The organism is Pseudonocardia nigra (assembly GCF_019396355.1).
Taxonomy (GTDB): domain Bacteria; phylum Actinomycetota; class Actinomycetes; order Mycobacteriales; family Pseudonocardiaceae; genus Pseudonocardia; species Pseudonocardia nigra.
The window spans coordinates 1-16,131 of sequence record NZ_JAHKRK010000075.1 but is presented as its reverse complement, the minus strand read 5'-3'; the positions used below and the strand labels follow the sequence as shown (position 1 = coordinate 16,131).

Annotated in this window: 17 protein-coding genes; 8 read left to right on the top strand and 9 right to left on the bottom strand. The window is 74.5% G+C overall.

Features of this window, described 5'->3' with window-relative positions:
- Positions 1 to 52: 52 nt before the first annotated feature.
- Together KME75_RS19545 and dinB are read right to left on the bottom strand one after the other, a co-directional pair.
- Positions 53 to 994, bottom strand: a complete 942-nt coding sequence (locus tag KME75_RS19545; protein WP_219416300.1) for an NADP-dependent oxidoreductase — start codon at positions 992 to 994, stop codon at positions 53 to 55.
- A 19-nt stretch (positions 995 to 1,013) separates the two neighbouring features.
- Entirely contained in the window at positions 1,014 to 2,216 is a 1,203-nt protein-coding gene (gene dinB, locus KME75_RS19540) for a DNA polymerase IV (RefSeq protein WP_219416299.1), read from the bottom strand.
- An 8-nt stretch (positions 2,217 to 2,224) separates the two neighbouring features.
- Between dinB and KME75_RS19535 the strand changes: the two genes are divergently transcribed.
- Both KME75_RS19535 and KME75_RS19530 read left to right on the top strand, forming a co-directional pair.
- Entirely contained in the window at positions 2,225 to 3,025 is an 801-nt protein-coding gene (locus tag KME75_RS19535) for a transposase (RefSeq protein WP_219416298.1), read from the top strand.
- Positions 3,022 to 3,981 carry an AI-2E family transporter gene (locus KME75_RS19530; protein ID WP_219416297.1) on the top strand — a complete coding sequence of 320 codons (960 nt, stop codon included), beginning with the start codon at positions 3,022 to 3,024 and terminating at the stop codon, positions 3,979 to 3,981. Before KME75_RS19535 ends, KME75_RS19530 begins: the two co-directional genes overlap by 4 nt.
- A 25-nt stretch (positions 3,982 to 4,006) precedes the next feature.
- Here KME75_RS19530 and KME75_RS19525 read toward each other — a convergent pair whose 3' ends face one another.
- From KME75_RS19525 to KME75_RS19515, 3 genes are all read right to left on the bottom strand, one after another.
- Positions 4,007 to 4,402 (bottom strand): hypothetical protein, encoded by a 396-nt coding sequence (locus KME75_RS19525; protein WP_219416296.1) that lies wholly within the window; start codon positions 4,400 to 4,402, stop codon positions 4,007 to 4,009.
- A 10-nt stretch (positions 4,403 to 4,412) separates the two neighbouring features.
- Complete coding sequence (locus tag KME75_RS19520; protein WP_219416295.1) at positions 4,413 to 5,210, bottom strand: TIGR02587 family membrane protein; 798 nt, start codon at positions 5,208 to 5,210, stop codon at positions 4,413 to 4,415.
- Positions 5,211 to 5,374: 164 nt separating this feature from the next.
- Positions 5,375 to 5,809, bottom strand: a complete 435-nt coding sequence (locus tag KME75_RS19515; protein ID WP_219416294.1) for a hypothetical protein — start codon at positions 5,807 to 5,809, stop codon at positions 5,375 to 5,377.
- 61 nt (positions 5,810 to 5,870) lie between these two features.
- Here KME75_RS19515 and KME75_RS19510 point away from each other — a divergent pair, with 61 nt between their 5' ends.
- The 5 genes from KME75_RS19510 to KME75_RS19490 all read left to right on the top strand — a co-directional run bounded on the left by KME75_RS19510 (position 5,871) and on the right by KME75_RS19490 (position 12,239).
- Entirely contained in the window at positions 5,871 to 6,512 is a 642-nt protein-coding gene (locus KME75_RS19510; RefSeq protein ID WP_219416293.1) for a hypothetical protein, read from the top strand.
- A complete protein-coding gene (locus KME75_RS19505; protein WP_219416292.1) occupies positions 6,509 to 8,776 on the top strand; it encodes an MMPL family transporter in 2,268 nt (755 codons plus the stop codon). Before KME75_RS19510 ends, KME75_RS19505 begins: the two co-directional genes overlap by 4 nt.
- 116 nt (positions 8,777 to 8,892) lie before the next feature.
- Complete coding sequence (locus KME75_RS19500) at positions 8,893 to 10,443, top strand: N-acyl-D-amino-acid deacylase family protein (protein WP_219416291.1); 1,551 nt, start codon at positions 8,893 to 8,895, stop codon at positions 10,441 to 10,443.
- Positions 10,444 to 10,495: 52 nt separating this feature from the next.
- Positions 10,496 to 11,818, top strand: coding sequence for a type III PLP-dependent enzyme domain-containing protein (locus KME75_RS19495; protein WP_219416290.1), 1,323 nt, complete (start codon positions 10,496 to 10,498; stop codon positions 11,816 to 11,818).
- A gap of 46 nt (positions 11,819 to 11,864) precedes the next feature.
- Entirely contained in the window at positions 11,865 to 12,239 is a 375-nt protein-coding gene (locus tag KME75_RS19490; protein WP_219416289.1) for a RidA family protein, read from the top strand.
- Positions 12,240 to 12,313: 74 nt separating this feature from the next.
- Here the strand turns inward: KME75_RS19490 and KME75_RS19485 are convergent, their stop codons facing one another.
- From KME75_RS19485 to KME75_RS19470, 4 genes are all read right to left on the bottom strand, one after another.
- Positions 12,314 to 13,558 (bottom strand): MFS transporter, encoded by a 1,245-nt coding sequence (locus tag KME75_RS19485; RefSeq protein WP_219416288.1) that lies wholly within the window; start codon positions 13,556 to 13,558, stop codon positions 12,314 to 12,316.
- Between the two features lie 70 nt (positions 13,559 to 13,628).
- A complete protein-coding gene (locus KME75_RS19480) occupies positions 13,629 to 14,138 on the bottom strand; it encodes a MarR family winged helix-turn-helix transcriptional regulator (protein WP_308282904.1) in 510 nt (169 codons plus the stop codon).
- 53 nt (positions 14,139 to 14,191) lie between these two features.
- Positions 14,192 to 15,007 (bottom strand): MBL fold metallo-hydrolase, encoded by an 816-nt coding sequence (locus KME75_RS19475; protein ID WP_219416287.1) that lies wholly within the window; start codon positions 15,005 to 15,007, stop codon positions 14,192 to 14,194.
- 19 nt (positions 15,008 to 15,026) lie between these two features.
- Complete coding sequence (locus tag KME75_RS19470) at positions 15,027 to 15,548, bottom strand: cupin domain-containing protein (protein ID WP_219416286.1); 522 nt, start codon at positions 15,546 to 15,548, stop codon at positions 15,027 to 15,029.
- A gap of 133 nt (positions 15,549 to 15,681) precedes the next feature.
- Here KME75_RS19470 and KME75_RS19465 point away from each other — a divergent pair, with 133 nt between their 5' ends.
- On the top strand, positions 15,682 to 16,008 hold the full coding sequence (locus tag KME75_RS19465; RefSeq protein WP_219416285.1) for an ArsR/SmtB family transcription factor: 327 nt from the start codon (positions 15,682 to 15,684) through the stop codon (positions 16,006 to 16,008).
- The last annotated feature ends 123 nt before the right edge of the window (positions 16,009 to 16,131 follow it).

The window sequence follows — 16,131 nt, the reverse complement described above, 5'->3', positions numbered from 1 at the left end:
TCGACGCTAGCGCAGCCGGACGGGAGTGCGGACGTCGTTGGGAGTGGAGCCGTCAGTCCCGGAAGTCCAGCACGATCCGGCCCCGGACGCCGCCGGCCTCGAGCATGCGGTGGGCCTCGGCGGCCTCCTCCGGCCGGAACGTGCGGGCGACGCGGAGCGTCAGTGTGCCGTCCTCGGCGTGGCGGCGGAGTTCGTCGAGGGCCGCGGTGTTCCGGGCCGCGGTGCCGACCATGATCTTGTGCACGGCGATGCCGCGGCCCGGGTCGCCGTCCCAGCCGCGCAGCACGGCCAGCCCGCCGCCGTCACGCACGGCGGGGACGACGCGCTCGTCGAGCACGGCTCCGTCGGCGACGGCGTAGACGCCGTGCGGGACCAGCGCGCGGATCCATTGCGCGACGTCGTCGCCGCGCCGCACGATCTGGTACGCGCCCAGGCGGTGCACGAGATCCTCGTCCCGCGCGGCCGCGTCGGCGATCACTCGCACGCCCGCCGCCTTGGCGAGCTGCACCACGTAGCCGCCGAAGATGCCGGCGGCGCCGGTGACGGCGAGCGTGGAACCGGAGGGCAGGGCGAGGCGCTCCAGCGCCAGCCAGGCCGTGAGGCCGTTCATCGGCAGGGTCGCGGCGGCCACGACGTCGGCGCCCGCCGGGATCGGCACCGCCGACTCCGCCGGCACCACGACGTGGTCGGCGCAGGCGCCACCACGCGGCCCGAACGGCTGCACGACGGCCATCACCGCGTCCCCGACCCGGTGTCCGCCGGTGCCCTCGCCCACCTCGTCGACGACGCCCGCGGCGTCCCAGCCCGGCACATACGGCGGAGGTTGCCGGAGGGCGCCGGCCCGCATCCCCGCGCGCAGTGCGAGATCGCTCGGGTTGACCGCCGCCGCGTGCACGCGGATGCGCACCTCGCCCGGCCCCGCGTGCGGCTCGGGCACGTCCACGATCCGCAGCGTCTCCGGGCCGCCGAACTCCGTGACGCCTACCGCTCGCATGGCGGAGAGCCTTCCACCGCTACTCCTGTTCCGGGAGCAGCGGCACGCTGAGCCCCTGGTCCCGGCCGAGCAGGGTGGCTCGCGTGACCGACTGCGCGCCGAACCGGGCGCGGACGGAGTCCAGCGTGACGTCGAGTGCGGGCCCGCTCTGCGCGGTGAACGGGAGCACGAGCTGGACCGTGCGGTCGTCGTGCAGGTCGGTCAGCGACAGCCCGAGCAGGCTGATGCCCTGGTCGGCGATCCGCGGCAGGGCGCCGGTCAACAGCCCGCGGGCGGTGGCGAGGATCGTGTCGGTGTGGGCGGTGGCCTCGGGCAGCGTGTGCGACCGGGTGGCCCGGGTGAAGTCGGCGAACCGCAACCGCAGCACGATCGTGCGGCAGACGCGGTGGCCGGAGCGGAGCCTGCGGTCCAGTCGGTCGACGGTGCCGGCGAGGATCGCGTCGAGCTCCGCGGGCGTGCGGGGGCGGCGGCCGAGCGCCCGCTGCGAGCCGATCGAGCGGCGGCGCCTGCCGGTCTCGACCGGGCGCGGGTCGTGGTTGTGCGCGAGCGCGTGCAGATGCCGGCCCGCCGCCCGACCCAGGATCGACACCAGCGCCGACTCGCCGAGCTCCGCCACCTCACCGACCGTGTGCACCCCGAGCGCACGCAGCTTGCCCGCCGTGACCGCGCCGACGCCCCACAGCCGCTCGACCGGCAGCGGGTGCAGGAAGGCGAGCTCTCCGTCCGGCGGGACGACCAGCAGCCCGTCGGGCTTCGCCACGCCACTGGCCACCTTCGCCAGGAACTTCGTGCGCGCCACTCCGACGGTGATCGGCAGGCCGACCTGCTGCAGCACCTCCCGGCGCAGCCGCTCGGCGATGTCCCGCGGCGGGCCCGCGATCCGCCACAGGCCGCCGACGTCGAGAAACGCCTCGTCGATGGAGATGCCCTCCACCAGTGGCGTGGTCCGCCGGAACACGGCGAAGACGGCCTTGCTCGCCGCCGCGTACGCCGCCATCCGCGGCTCGACCACCACGGCCTGCGGGCACAGTGCCCTCGCCTGCCGGCCGCCCATGGCGGTGCGCACGCCGCACGCCTTGGCCTCGTAGCTCGCCGCGAGTACCACCCCACCGCCGACGATCACCGGGCGCCCGCGCAGCCGGGGGTCGTCGCGCTGCTCGACCGACGCGTAGAAGGCGTCCAGGTCGGCGTGCAGCATGGGAGTGTCGCTCGGCACGAACATATGTTCGCATGGCTGCTCCTGGAGTGAGTCAAACTTTCCGGCAGGGGGTTGAGTTGAGGGGTCGGGAAGGATGGCTGGGTGAGCAGACAGCAGAAGCCGTCACGGCAGGTGTCGGTGGACGAGCAGCAGTCGCCGCGAAGTACGCAGCGGATTGCCCCGCCTGGGGGTACCGCAAGATCGCCGCGATGATGCGTGCCGACCGCCACCAGGTGTCCACCTCCACCGTTCAGTGGGCCCTCCGCCGGCGCGGACTGCTGCTGCCGACCCGGTTCCGGGCAGACCGCAGATCGTGGGCGCGGCTGCGGAAGCGGGTGTTCCGAGACCCACCACGCCAGCGGAACCGGGTCTGGCAGATGGACTTCTCCGAGTTCGAGACCGCCCGCGGCGGGATCTGGCGGATCTGCGCAGTCATCGACTACGCCACCAAGTACTGCATCGCCGCCACCGTCACCCCGACGTCTCGCGGCCAGGATGCGCTCGGTTGCCTCCGCCGGGCCGTTGTCGAGGCCGAACGGGTCCTCGACCTCGACGACCTCCGTGCCGACCGCGGCGTGATGGACGTCGTCGGCGCCGACGACTACGTGATCGGTGAAGCACCCGCTCCGATCGCCGTCGTGACGGACAGCGGGCCATGCTTTCGTGGCATGACCTTCGCTGACGCGTTCGCCGGCGACGACCCGCTGTTCCGTCACGTCCGCACACGGGTGAGGAGCCCACAGACCAACGGCGTAGTCGAGCGGTTCTTCGGCACGCTGAAGTACGAACGCTACGGCGGGTCGGCGTCGGCCTGTGGGTCGCGGTCGGAGTGATCGTCCTCGTCGTCGTCGCCTGGATGCTCGCCGCCCGGCTGGCGCTGGTCGTCGTCCCGATGATCCTCGCGCTGTTCCCGGCCGCGCTGCTGGCTCCCGCCGTGGGGTGGCTCGACCGCCTGCGGGTCCCCCGTCCGCTCGCGGTGCTCGCCGTCCTGCTCACCGCCGCTGCCGTCGTCGCCGGTGCCGGCTTCCTGGTGGTGCCCGCCGTCGCGGCGGAGCTGCCCACGCTGGCCCGGTCCCTGACCGACGCGGGCAACCGGCTGGACGCGCTGATCGACCAGCTGCCGTCGGTGCCCCCGGACACGACACCGGGCGAGCTGATCCGCCAGGGTGTCGTCGCCGTCGTCGGAGGGGTCGGGTCGGCGGTCCGGACCGGCCTGAGCCTCCTGTCCGGGCTCGTGCTGGCGGTCGTCCTGCTCGCCCTGTACCTGGCGGGCGGCGCCCGGATCGTCGCGACCGGGACCTCGGCGCTCCCCGCCGCGCGCCGACCCGCCGCGCGGGAGCTGCTCGACCAGGTCTGGCAGACGCTGTCGACCTACACCCGCACCCTCTTCGTGGTCGCGCTCCTCGACGCCACGCTCATCGGTCTCGGGCTGTGGGCGCTCGACGTGCCGGTGGTGCTGCCGCTGTCGGTGCTGGTGTTCTTCGGCGCGTTCGTCCCGTTCGTCGGGGCGTTCGTGTCCGGGCTCGTCGCCGTCCTCGTCGCCTTCGCCGACGCCGGCGTGGTCAGCGCGCTCCTCGTGCTGGGGCTGATCGTGGTGGTGCAGCAGATCGAGGGGAACGTCGTCCAACCACTGCTGATGGGCCGGGCGATCCGGCTGTCGGCGTTCACGGTCATCGTCGCGATCGGCATCGGCGCGGCGCTGCTGGGGGTGCTGGGGGCGTTCCTCGCGGTCCCGGTCGCGGCCGTCACCGCGCGGACGATCACCTTTGCGCGGAGCAGGAGCGGGTGACGTGCGCCGCGGGTCGGTCCGGCCGTCAGGACGGCGTGTAGCCAGCGATCCGGACCTCGACGCCGCCGGGACCCGGCCGGGCTGGGAGGACGAGCGCGACCTCGCGGGAGCTGTGCGGCGGGACGTAGCCGATGGTGGCGGTGGCCTCCGGCGCGGACGCCGCCGTGGACACCGTGCCGACGACGTGCACCGCCTCGGCGGTCGTGCCGCCGTCGTTGTGGACGCGTACCTCGGCGACGACCCCGTGGCCGGTGTCCTCGACCGCGACGACCTCGACCCGGAACCGCGGGTCCGCGTCGCGCCCGGTCACGGCTTGCAACGTCAGGAAGCCGAGCACGGCGATCGTGACGAGTGCGCCGATCACGCCCAGCACGAGCTCCCCCCGCGAGGAGCTCGCCACGTGTGACCTGTGCTCGTTCATCGTCTCCTCCTCACAGGATGAGCCGGGCCGCGGCGGCGCCGACGCTCGCGGGCAGGCCGAGCACGATCGTCTCGGCCACGACCGGCTGCAGCGCCAGGCCGTCGAACCGGCCGAACGTCCACAGCAGGTACGCGCACACCGCCAGCGCGGTGGCGTAGCCGACGAGCGTGTGCCGGGTGAACGTGCGCCAGAAGCCGTCGGGTGACGGGGCACCGCCCTTGAACCCGACGCCGTAGATGAACCCGTGCATGACGGCCAGCGACAGGGCGACGAGGAGTACCGCGCTCAGCTCGTTCATGCGGGCCGCCAGCAACACGATCTCCTCGGTCGGGGCGACGCTCGCCGAGAAGACGGCCGCTCCCGCGGCGAGGATGGTCAGCTCCCGCAGCGGCCCCGATCGTTCGCTGCTCACCTCGCCGCCGTCCTCGCGGAGCTGCGAGCGCGCGAAGGACGCCCCGACCGTCGCGGGCAGCATCTCGATCGCCACGATCGACACCGCGCTGCGCCAGTCCTGCACGGGGTGGACGACCGACAGGACGCTCAGCACCACCGTCGCGGCCACCACCCCCACGAGAACGGCGACCCCGCCGTCGACGGCGGCCTCGCCGATGCCGGTGCCTCCCTTGTCCAGGAAGCCGAAGTAGCGCGCGAGCACGACGGCGAGGGTCACGGTGACCGCCACCAGGAGCGCGAGCCGCCAACGGGAGATGCTCACGCCGAGCCGCCACATTTCCATCGTCATGAGCAGCGGCAGGGCGAACAGCAGGGCGCCGCCGAAGGCCCGCCCGACGCCCTTCAGCAATTGCATGGTTCCCCGATCGTCGCGGCGCAGGCCGACCCCGGGCTACCCGCCGCGCCGGGCGCCATGCGCCGTTGGTTGCGATTCCGCAATCGAGGGATGGGGTACTCCGCGCCATGCTCGCCACCGCCCGCTCCGCTGCCGGGTGCGGTGCAGCCGGGATCGGGTCGGGCTCAGGTGGGCGGCGCGGCCGTCGTGGCCGGGTCCGGCGCGACGCGGCCGTAGCACGCGGCGACGGCCTCCTCGAGTTCGGCCTGCAACGGCTGCAGGCGGTTGAGCACCTCGCGCAGCGCGGCCGGGTCGAGGTCGCCGATGGCCCGGACGCCTTCCCGGACCTGCTCGAGCACCGCGGCGCCCGCCTCGCCCGCGGCGAGGCAGGGCGGGCCGCCGCCGGGAGTGGTCGGAGGGCCGGACGTGGCTGGCGGCGGTGGCGTCGTGGTGGTGGGAGCGGCCGCGACGGGGGGATCCTGGACGTCGCGCGCGCCGAGGAGGTACCCGGCGGCCAGCCCCAGCAGGAGCACGAGCACGCCGGTGCCGGCGAGCACCCACCAGCTGCGCCGGGGTGGCGGGTCGGCGCCGGTGAGCCGCGGATCGTCGTAGTTCCCCATGGCCGCGCAACGGTAGCGGTCCGCGGCCACTGCGGCACGCCCGGCAACGGAGGTTCGCACCATGGGTGAGCTCGCGCTGCTGCCGAGCCGGCGCGCGCTGCGCAGGCTCGACGCCCTCGCCGTGCTGACCGTGCTCGGGTTCGCGGCAATCGGGGTGGCCGCCGGGGTGCTCCTGGCCGACCTCGCAAGGCTCGGCACCGGGCTCGGCGACGTCGCGCGGTCGCTTGACCTCGCCGCGCGCGGGCTCTCCCTGCTCGCGGAGGTGCCGGTCGTCGGGGAGCCCGCGGGCCGGCTCTCCGACAGCGTCGCGGAGGCCGCGGGCAGCGTCGCGACGACGGCGACCGAGGTGCGCGGCAGTATGGGGACGCTCGCCGTCGTGGTGGCCGTGGCGCTCGCGCTGCTGCCGCTGCCGCTGGTGCTCGGCGTGTACCTGCCGCTGCGGTGGGTCCGCCACCGCGAGGTGCGCGGGCTGCGCAGGCTGCTCGCCGGACCGGTCGACCCCACGCTCGTCGAGCACCTGGCGCGTGCGGCGGTGTTCCGCATCCCCTACGCCGACCTGCTGCGCGTCACCCGGTCGCCGTGGCAGGACCTCGACGCCGGCCGGCACCACCGCCTCGCCGCCGCCGAGCTGCACCGGCTCGGCGTGACCGCGCCTCGGGCCTGGTGGGAGGGCGCGCCCGAGCAGCCGGCCCGGCCCCGGTGACCGCCCAGGCGGGCGACGACCGCGGCAGGCGGCTCGCGGCGCGCTATGCCGTCCTCGTCACCCGCTGGCGGTGGCGCATCATCGCCGTCGTCGGTGCGGCGACCGCGCTCGCGATCACGCTGCTGCCCAGCCTCGGCAGCAGCGGCGGCGGGCTCTCCGGGCTCGTCGGCACGGACAATCCGGCGATCGAGGCGCAGGTCGAGGCGGTGGAGCAGTTCGGGCTGCCGCTGCTCAGCCGCACCGCCGTGGTGCAGCACAACCCCGACGGGCTGGGCATCTACACGCGGGCCAGGGTGGTGCTGCGGGCGCTGGAGGTGGACCGCCCGACGATCCTGCAGGGCACCGAGGGCCGGCGCGGGATCCTGCTCGCCCTGCCGCTGATCAACAACCCGGTGCTGTTCCCGGACGCGCCCGCCACCGGTACGACGGCGGTGACCTACCTGTTCTCCGCAGCGACGGCGAACCTGGGCGAGCAGGCCGCGCTCGCCCGCGGCTACGCCGCCCGGATCGACCGGCCCGACGACGACCTCGTGGGCGTCAGCGGCACGATCCCGCTGCAGGACGCCCAGGGCGCGCTGATCGCGGAGCGGCTGCACCTCGTGGAGCTGGCCACGCTGGTCGCCGTCGCGCTGATCATCGGGCTCAGCTTCCGGTCGGTGGCCGCGCCGGCCGTCACGCTGCTGACCGCCGCCGTCAGCTACCTGATCGCCGACCGGCTGATCGGCCTGTTCGCCGAGCTGGTCGGGTTCGCCGCGCCTGCCCAGCTGCGCCCGATCGTCGTCGCGCTGACCCTGGGGATCACCACCGACTACACGATCTTCTTCCTGTCCGGGCTGCAGCACCGGCTGCGGCTCGGTGCCCAGAACCCGGGTGCCACGCGCGGCGCGGTCACCGAGTACCTGCCGATCGTCGTGGTCGCCGGGGTGACGGTCGGGGCAGGCGTCGCGACGCTCGTCGTCGCCGAGTCCGGGCTGTTCCGGGCGTTCGGGCCGGGCCTGACGATCACCGTGCTGGTGGCGCTCGTGGTGTCGGTGACGCTGGCGCCCGCGCTGCTCGCCGTGCTCGGCCGGGGTGTGTTCTGGCCGACGCGGTTCCCCGACAGCATCGAGCTGGTCCCCGCGGGACGCCGGCGGCCGGAGGAGCGGCGGAGCCGGTTCGCGATCAGCCTCGGCCTCGTGCGCCTGGTCGCCGACCGCTGGATCGCCGCCGCCGTCGCGGGCGGGCTGCTGGTTCTCCTGGCGGTCGCGGCGCTGCCCCTGCTCAACCTGCGCGCGGCCGTGTCGCCGATGGACTCCCTCCCCGAGGGCCACCCCGTGCGGGTCGCCGCCGACGCCGCGGCGGCGGGCTTCGCCGAGGGCATCCTGTCGCCGACGGGAGTGATCGTGGCGGAGCCGGGGGTCACCGATCGCCGGGGCGAGCTCCAGCGGCTGCAGCAGCTGCTGGAGCAGCAGCCGGGCGTGGCGTACGTGCTCGGGCCGGGCGACCAGCCACTGCCGTTCGAGGTGGGCGTGTTCCTGGCACCGGGCGGCGCCGCCGCGCGGTACCTCGTGGTGTTCGACAGCGACCCGCTCGGCGCGCAGGCCATCGACGACCTGCGCGCGCTGCGGGCACAGATGCCGCAGCTGCTCGCCGCGGCGGGCCTCGGCGGCGCGGACGCGTCGTACGCGGGGGACACGGCGCTCGGGCTCACGCTCGTCGACACCGCCCGGTCGGACCTGGTGCGCGTCGCGGTCGCCGTGACGCTCGTCGACCTGGCACTGCTCGTGCTGTTCCTGAGGGCCCTGGTCGCGCCGCTGTACCTGCTGGCCACGAGCGTGCTCGCGGTGGGAGCGGCGCTGGGCGCCACCACGTGGCTCTTCCAGGACGTGCTCGACCACGCGGGCCTGATCTTCTACGTGCCGTTCGCGGCGGCCGTTCTGCTGGTGTCGCTCGGTTCGGACTACAACATCTTCAGCGTCGGCTACATCTGGGAGGCCGCGCGCAGGCGCCCGCTCCAGCAGGCCATGGAGGTCGCGGTCCCCCGCTCGTCGCGACCGATCAACATCGCCGGGCTGACGCTCGCTCTCAGCTTCGCGTTCGTCGCGATCATCCCGGTCGCGCCGTTCCGGGAGCTGGCCTTCGCGGTGGCCATCGGGGTGCTGATCGACGCGTTCGTGGTGCGGCCGGTGATGGTGCCCGCCCTGATCTCCCTGGTAGGCAGGGCGAGCGGGTGGCCGGGCAGGCGGCTGGAGGGTGAGCGGGCGACCGCGAAGGAGCGGATCTGACCGGTCCGCTTCGCCCCGTGCGCGAGCGTCGCGCGCATCGTGCCGTCGACCAGGCCGTGGCCTGCGGCATGGAAGGCTGACCGCCGGACGCGTGCACCCGGCGGAGGAGGAACGGCGTGGTCGATCTGGTCCTGCGGAACGGGTGGGTGGTGGACGGCTCGGGCTGCCCACCGATGCGGGCCGACGTGGCCGTCACCGGCGACCGGATCAGCGCGGTCGAGCGCGTTCCGGAGGGCGCCGGCCGCGAGGAGCTCGACGTCCGCGGCTGCCTGCTGCTGCCCGGGCTGATCGACACGCACGTCCACGGCGATGCGTTGCTGGGCGACCCGGCCGTGCAGGAGGCGGCGCTGCGCCAGGGCGTGACGACGTTCGTGCTGGGGCAGGACGGGGTGTCGTTCGCGCCGTCGGACGCGGCGACGGCGGCGTACGCGGGGGAGTACTTCGCCGCGATCAACGGTCCCACGCCCGCCGAGCTGCGCGGCGGGGTGAGCCTCGCCGAGCTCCTGGCCTGGTACGACGGGGCGAGCGCGCTCAACGCCGCCTACCTGGTGCCGCACGGCACCGTCCGGCACCGGGTGCTGCGCGATGCCGAGCGCCCGCCGGACGCCGAGGAGCTGGCCGCGATGTGCCGGCTCGTCGAGGATGCCCTCGCCGACGGGGCCGCGGGGTTGTCGACCGGGCTGGACTACCTGCCCGGCCGGCACGCCGACGCCGAGGAGATCGCCGCGCTCTGCGCCCCGGTCGCCGCCGCGGGCGTCCCGTACGTCACGCACATGCGCGGGTACGAGGCGCTCGCGCACGTCGGGATGGCCGAGGTGGAGCGGATCACGGCGCTCTCCGGCGTCGCCGCGCACATCTCGCACTACCACGGGCCGGCGAACATGCTGGTCGGGCTGGTGGACGCCGCGCGGGACCGGGGCGTCGACCTCACCTTCGACAGCTACCCCTACCGGCGCGGGTGCAGCCTCCTCGCGATGCTGGCGCTGCCGCCGCAGGTGCAGGGATCGGTGGGCGACACCCTGGCGCGGCTCGCCGACCCGCTGGTCCGCACCCGGCTCGACCAGGAGTGGTTCCCGGCGGTCGCCGACACGCTGGCCCGGCTGACGCTCGCCCACGTGCCGTCGCAGCGCTACGGCTGGGCGGAGGGCATGACGCTGCCCGAGGCGGCCGCGGAGGCCGGGACGTCGGTGGGCGAGCTGGTGTGCGTCCTGCTCGTGGAGACCGGGCTCGCCACCGGTGCGATCGTCGAGCAGCCGGCGATCAACACCGACGCCGACGTGCGCGCGCTGCTGCGGCACCCGGCGCACATGGGTTCCTCGGACGGGATCTACCTCGGTGGCCACCCGCACCCGCGGGGATGGGGCGCGTTCGCGCGGATGCTCGGCCGCCACACCCGCGAGCTGGGGGACTGGTCGTGGGCGGAGGCCGCCGTGCACCTCGCCGGCCACCCGGCCCGGCGCTTCGGACTCGCCGACCGCGGGCGGCTCGTGCGCGGTGCCGCCGCCGACGTCGTCGTCCTCGAACCGGACGACGTGATCGACCGCGCCGGCTACGACGACCCGCGGCGGCCGGCGACCGGCGTCCGCCACGTGCTCGTCAACGGAGCCTGGGCGGTGCGCGACGAGGCGCTGACGGGGGCCCGGCCGGGGCGGGCCCTGCGGCCGTGACGAACCTGCGACGATCACCGGACCACCCGTCAGGACCACGAGGAGCGTGCGGATGAGTGACGGCCGGCGACGTGCGGCACTGCCCGGGCCATCGCGCCTGTCCCCCGATGCGTTGCAGAGGCTGGCCGCCGAGCCGGTGGACGCGCGGTTCAAGGCGTTCCCCGGCAGTGCGCACCTCGCCACCGGGCTCACCGTCGGCGAGGTCGGCGATGCGGGGTGGACCGTGCACGACCTGCTGCTGCCCGCGGTGACCCTGCGCGAGTCGGCGCTGGCGCACAACCTGGAGCGGATGGCTGCCTGGTGCGCCGAACGCGGTGCGAGCCTCGCCCCGCACGGGAAGACGACGATGGCGCCGCAGCTGTTCGACTGGCAGCTCGCCGTGGGCGCCTGGGGGATCACCGCGGCGACGATGAGCCAGGTGCGGCTGATGCGGGCGTTCGGCGTGGCGCGGGTGCTGCTCGCCAACGAGGTCGTCGACGCGCCATCGCTGCACTGGCTGGCGGCCGAATCGGGGCGCGACCCCGACTTCGAGTTCCTGTGTCTCGTCGACTCCCTCGCCGCCGTCGAGGCGATGGAGGCCGCGCTCCCCGGGGTGGACGCAGCCGCCCGGCCGGTCGAGGTGCTCGTCGAGCTGGGGGTGCCCGGGCGGCGGACCGGGGCGCGCTCGCCCGCCGACCTGGTCGCGCTGGCCGAGCGGGTCGCGGTGAGCCCGCGGCTCGCGCTCGCCGGGGTCGAGGGGTACGAGGGCGTGCTGCACCAGGACCGGGAGCCGGCCACCGTGCGGCGCGCCGCGGAGTTCCTCTCCGGGCTCGTCGACGCGGCGGTGGACCTGGACCGGCGCGGGCTGTTCAACGGCCGTGCCGAGATCGTCGTGTCCGCAGGCGGCAGCGCGTTCTTCGACCTCGTGATGGACGCCGTGGACGGCATGGGCGCCACGAGCGTCCCGGTGCGGCCCGTGCTGCGGTCGGGGGGCTACGTGACCCACGACCACGTCCACTACGAGCGCAGCTCGCCGCTGCGCTCGGCCGCGGCGGGCCCCACCGAGCGGTTCCTGCCCGCCCTGGAGCTGCGGGCCCGGGTGGTGTCCACCCCGGAACCCGGCCTGGCGATCGCCGGCTTCGGCAAGCGGGACGCGCCCTACGACCTGGACCTGCCCGTTCCCCTGGCGGTGAACGGCGCACCGATCGACGGCACCGCCGAGGCCGTCGAGCTCAACGACCAGCACGCCTTCCTCCGCCACGACGCCGGGCTGCGGGTGGGCGACGTGGTCACCTTCGGCCTGTCCCACCCGTGCACCGCGTTCGACAAGTGGTCGCTGCTGCCGCTCGTCGACGACGACGACCGCGTGATCGGCGCCGTCCGCACCTTCTTCTGACCCCGACCCGACCCCGATCCCGATCCCGACCCGAAAGGAACATCCCATGCCGCACCGCAGCGTCTCCACCGACCAGGCCGCCCCTCCCGGCGGCCCCTACGCCCAGGCGACCGTCGCAGGCGACTTCGTGTACCTCGCCGGCGCCACCCCCAAGCGCCCGGACGGCTCCCTCGTCGAGGGCTCCTTCGCCGAGCAGGCCCGCGCCGTCTTCGACAACCTCGCCGCCGTCGCGCAGGCCGCGGGCGCCCGGCTGGACCAGGCCGTCCGCGTCGGGGTGTACCTGCGGGACATGGCCGACTTCCCCGAGATGAACGCGATCTTCGAGGAGTACTTCCCGGAGCCGCGACCGGCCCGCACGACCGTCCCGGTCGACCTGCCCGGCTTCCCGATCGAGGTCGACGCGGTGCTCTACACGGGCTGACGGCACACCCCGTGGGGGCGGACGCTCCCCATCGACGGGGTGTCCAGGCCACGACGGGAGCGTCAGCGGGTCGGTCAGGGCACCTGTGCGTCGGCCGGCACCCGGAACCGGCGCAGCGAGCGGTCGGTCAGCGCGAGTGCGGCGACGCCGCCGACGCAGAGCAGCCCGCCGGAGACGGCGGCGAACGAGGCCGACGTCGCGCCCGCGACCAGACCGGCGCGCAGGTTGCCGAGGTCGGGGCCGGACACGCCGATGACGTGCTCGACGGCGCTGACTCGCCCGCGGTGCGAGTCCGGGGTGGCGAGCTGCACGATCGTGCCGCGCGCGATCACCGAGACGGTGTCGGCCGCACCGGCGACCGCGAGGCAGCCGAGGACGAGCCACGCGTCCTGGGCCAGGCCGAACCCGGCGATGCCCACGCCCCACACGGCCGCGGCGGCGAGCATGACCACGCCCGGGCGCGCCGCTCGCGTCACGGTGCCGGAGGCGGCGCCCGCGGCGATGCCGCCGACGGCGATCGCCGTGAGGAACAGCCCGAGCGTCTGCGGGTTCCCGCCGAACCGCTCCTCGTTCACCATCGGGAACAGCGCGATCGGCATCGCCAGCACCGTCGCCAGTACGTCGGACAGGAACGCCCCGCCCAGCACGCGGCGCCGGACGATGAACCGCCAGCCGTCCACGATGGCGCGCAGCCCCGGTCGGTCCGGCCGCGCGAGCGGCGGCATCGACGGCAGCCGCAGTACCCCGTACAGGGCGGCCCCGAAGGTGATCGCGTCGAGCAGGTAGCAGGCGCCCACTCCCCAGGCCGCGATGAGCACCCCGCCCACCGCGGGCCCCAGGAGCATGGCGCCCTGGAAGCCCAGCTTGGTCAGCGCGATGGCGGCGCCCACCTGGTCGCCGGGCAGCAGGCGCGCGGCGAACGTCCGGCGGGCCGGCGCCCCCAGCGCGCCACAGGCGGCCTGCAGCGCGACCAGTCCGAGCAGGATCGCGAGCGACCCCGCCCCGGTGAGCGCCTGGACCGCGAGCAACCCGGCCGCGACGGTCTGGCCGACGGTCGTGAGCAGCACGAGCCGTCGCCGGTCCACCGCATCGGCCAGGGAGCCGCCGACCAGTCCGAACACGACCATCGGCACGGCCTGGGCCAGGCCGATGGCACCCACCGCGACCGGGCTACCGGTCAGCTCCCACACCTGGTGCAGCACCGCGACGACCGCGAGCTGCCCGCCGACCGTGGACAGCGTCGTACCCACCCACAGCCGTCGGAAGGCGGGGGAGGACCGCAGCGGCCGCACGTCGGTCAGCCGGTCGGCGAGGCTCATCGCTCGGCCTCGCTGCGCTCGGCCGGCGCTTCGCGCGGCCGCTGTGACATTGATTCGCTCGCAAGCTCGCTCATCGCCCGGGTTCCTGCTCCAGGTGCTGTTCGATCCGGTCGTGGAACGAGCGGCGCGCCAGCGCGGCCTCGACGTCGCGGACCACCTGCGTCAGGGCGTACGGGAGCTCCTCCTCGAGCTGCGCGACGGCCTGCTCGGTCGCCCGCCACTCGGCCTCGAGGAAGGGCAGCACCTCCCGGGCGCGGTCGGTGAGCACGATCTCCCGGGTGCGTGCGTCCGCGCCCGGCGCGCTGTCCACGAACCCCTCGCGGCGCAGCGCACCGATCGTCTGGCTCATCGCCGAGTGCGTGACGCCGGTGGCTTCGGCGAGCGCGCGGATCGTCATCGGACCGCGCCTGCCCAGCTTGATCAGCGGCAGCACGTGCCGGGGGCGGACACCGGCCACCCCACGTTCGGCGTACAGCCGGGCGATGTCCTGGTCCATCGCGTCCAGCAGGAGGCGCAGCGGACGCGAGTGGCTCGTCTCGGTGGGATCGGGACCGGGGACGGCGGGCGGTGGAGCGGGCACGGCAGGATCGTAACAGCACTTATATAAGCGCTGTTACGATTTCCCGCGGCGACTCAGGTCAGGTGGTCGAAGTCGCCCCGGACCCAGCCGATGTGCCGGTCGGCCGACCGCCGCACGACTGCCCGCGCGTCGGCGTCGATCGCGTTCGTGAAGTTGCTGTAGAGGCGATCGAACGCGAAGTCCTCCACGTACCGCGTGACCCGCTCCACGACGGCGGCCGACAGCGGGATCCGGTTCGGGTAGCTGCGCATGAAGCTGACCGACGTGCGGTCCGGGTTGGCGAAGATCGTGTCGCCGCTCAGCAGCACGCCCCTGCCCTCGGCGCCCGCCGCCCAGTGTGCGACCGCGCTGCCCGGGAAGTGGCCCCCCGGCTGGGCCAGCGTGACGCCCGGCAGGACCTCCGTCCTCCCCGACCAGGGTCGGATCGCCGGGTCGGGCCGGGCCACCCACTCGAGGTCGGCCTCGGCGACGAGCACCGGGACGCCGCCCAGCGCCCGGCTCCACTCCACCTGCACCCCGAACATGTGCGGGTGGCTGGCCGCGATCGCCCGCACCTCACCCAGCGCGCGCACCTGCCGCACGGCGTCGTCGTCGAGGAAGCCGAGTGGGTCCCACAGCAGGTTGCCGGCGGCGGTCCGCACCACCTTGGCCTGCTGGCCGATGCCGGTGCCGGGGACGCTCGAGACGCCGTACAGGTCGGGCTCGAGCTCGGCGACCTCGACCCGGTAGCCGTCCGCGGCCAGCTCGTCCAGGCTCGTCCACTGCTGCCCCTCGGCGGGCACCCACTGGCGCTCGTCGGCGCAGATCCGGCACACGTCGACCTTCTCGGCGTGCTCGACGGCGCACGTCCGGCAGATCCAGAAACTCACACCGCGCTCCTCGTCTCTCCTACCCGGTCCGCCCGATCATGCCCTGTGGGGGGCGGTCGGCGGGGGCGAGGATCGCGAGCGCGCGCCACAGCGGCCGCTGGATCCGGTCGGGGATGCCGTGGACGGAGAAGGACAGGTCGTGCTCCACGTTGATCCGGGCGAGCCGTCGCAGCGGCGGGATCCGGCCCGCGGCGGCGAGCGCCCGGAACTGGTCCTCGAGCGGGCCGGCCGGCGTCTCGACCGTGCGGATCCGGGCGGGCCGGTCCGACGGGTTCGAGAACGCGTGCACCGCTCCCGGGGGCACCGTGACCGACTCACCCGCTTCCAGGACGCGCACCCGGTCGCCGACCCGGACCCGCAGCACGCCCTCCAGCACGGAGAAGGTCTCGGTCTCGACGCGATGGCGGTGCGGCGGCGGTCCGGACAGTCCGGGCGGCAGCACCGCCTCGAACCCGAACGCCGACCCGCCGGTGTCGGCCCCGGAGCGCAGGATCGTCAGGACCTCGCCGGTTCCCATCCGCAGCACCCGCTCCATCGACATGAACACTCGCCCCTTCCTGCGTCTCTACGTCTGTAGAGACAGTAACTCAGCGTCCTCTACGGGAGTAGAGGGCGCTGCGTCCGGGGTGATCGAGCGCTTGAGTGGTCACATGCGCATCACTTAATGTCCGGGGATGCACGACCACTCGGGGGCGAGCTCCACGGGGTCGACGGCAGACAACCCGCCCGGCCTGACTGCCGCGGCCGAGCTGTTCCGCGTCCTCGCTGCCGAGGTGCGACTGGCGATCGTGCTCGAGCTCGTGGCGGCGCCGCGGTCGGTGCAGGAGCTCGTCGGGGCCCTCGGCGTGCGCCAACCCCTGGTGTCGCAGCACCTGCGGGTGTTGCGGGCGGCGCGGCTCGTCACCGCGGAGCGGCGTGCCCGGGAGCGCGTCTACCGGCTCGTCGACGACCACGTCCGCCACATCGTCGCCGACGCGTTGGAGCACGCCGTGGGGGACTAGGCCGCGTCCCGCGGATCATGAACGCGGTCTTCGCGCCCAGATGGTCCCTGGCTGCGTTGTCGGCAGGCCCGGGTACGTCAAGTACGACGGCGCCTACCTCCGCCTTGCCAGGAACCATCTGGA

What these genes read in the sequence shown, in the direction of transcription:
- KME75_RS19545 (WP_219416300.1), bottom strand. Translation starts at nt 994, where the DNA reads ATGCGAGCGGTAGGCGTCACGGAGTTCGGCGGCCCGGAGACGCTGCGG.
- dinB (WP_219416299.1), bottom strand. Translation starts at nt 2,216, where the DNA reads ATGTTCGTGCCGAGCGACACTCCCATGCTGCACGCCGACCTGGACGCC.
- KME75_RS19535 (WP_219416298.1), top strand. Translation starts at nt 2,225, where the DNA reads ATGGCTGCTCCTGGAGTGAGTCAAACTTTCCGGCAGGGGGTTGAGTTG.
- KME75_RS19525 (WP_219416296.1), bottom strand. Translation starts at nt 4,402, where the DNA reads ATGAACGAGCACAGGTCACACGTGGCGAGCTCCTCGCGGGGGGAGCTC.
- KME75_RS19520 (WP_219416295.1), bottom strand. Translation starts at nt 5,210, where the DNA reads ATGCAATTGCTGAAGGGCGTCGGGCGGGCCTTCGGCGGCGCCCTGCTG.
- KME75_RS19515 (WP_219416294.1), bottom strand. Translation starts at nt 5,809, where the DNA reads ATGGGGAACTACGACGATCCGCGGCTCACCGGCGCCGACCCGCCACCC.
- KME75_RS19510 (WP_219416293.1), top strand. Translation starts at nt 5,871, where the DNA reads ATGGGTGAGCTCGCGCTGCTGCCGAGCCGGCGCGCGCTGCGCAGGCTC.
- KME75_RS19495 (WP_219416290.1), top strand. Translation starts at nt 10,496, where the DNA reads ATGAGTGACGGCCGGCGACGTGCGGCACTGCCCGGGCCATCGCGCCTG.
- KME75_RS19490 (WP_219416289.1), top strand. Translation starts at nt 11,865, where the DNA reads ATGCCGCACCGCAGCGTCTCCACCGACCAGGCCGCCCCTCCCGGCGGC.
- KME75_RS19485 (WP_219416288.1), bottom strand. Translation starts at nt 13,558, where the DNA reads ATGAGCCTCGCCGACCGGCTGACCGACGTGCGGCCGCTGCGGTCCTCC.
- KME75_RS19470 (WP_219416286.1), bottom strand. Translation starts at nt 15,548, where the DNA reads ATGTCGATGGAGCGGGTGCTGCGGATGGGAACCGGCGAGGTCCTGACG.
- KME75_RS19465 (WP_219416285.1), top strand. Translation starts at nt 15,682, where the DNA reads ATGCACGACCACTCGGGGGCGAGCTCCACGGGGTCGACGGCAGACAAC.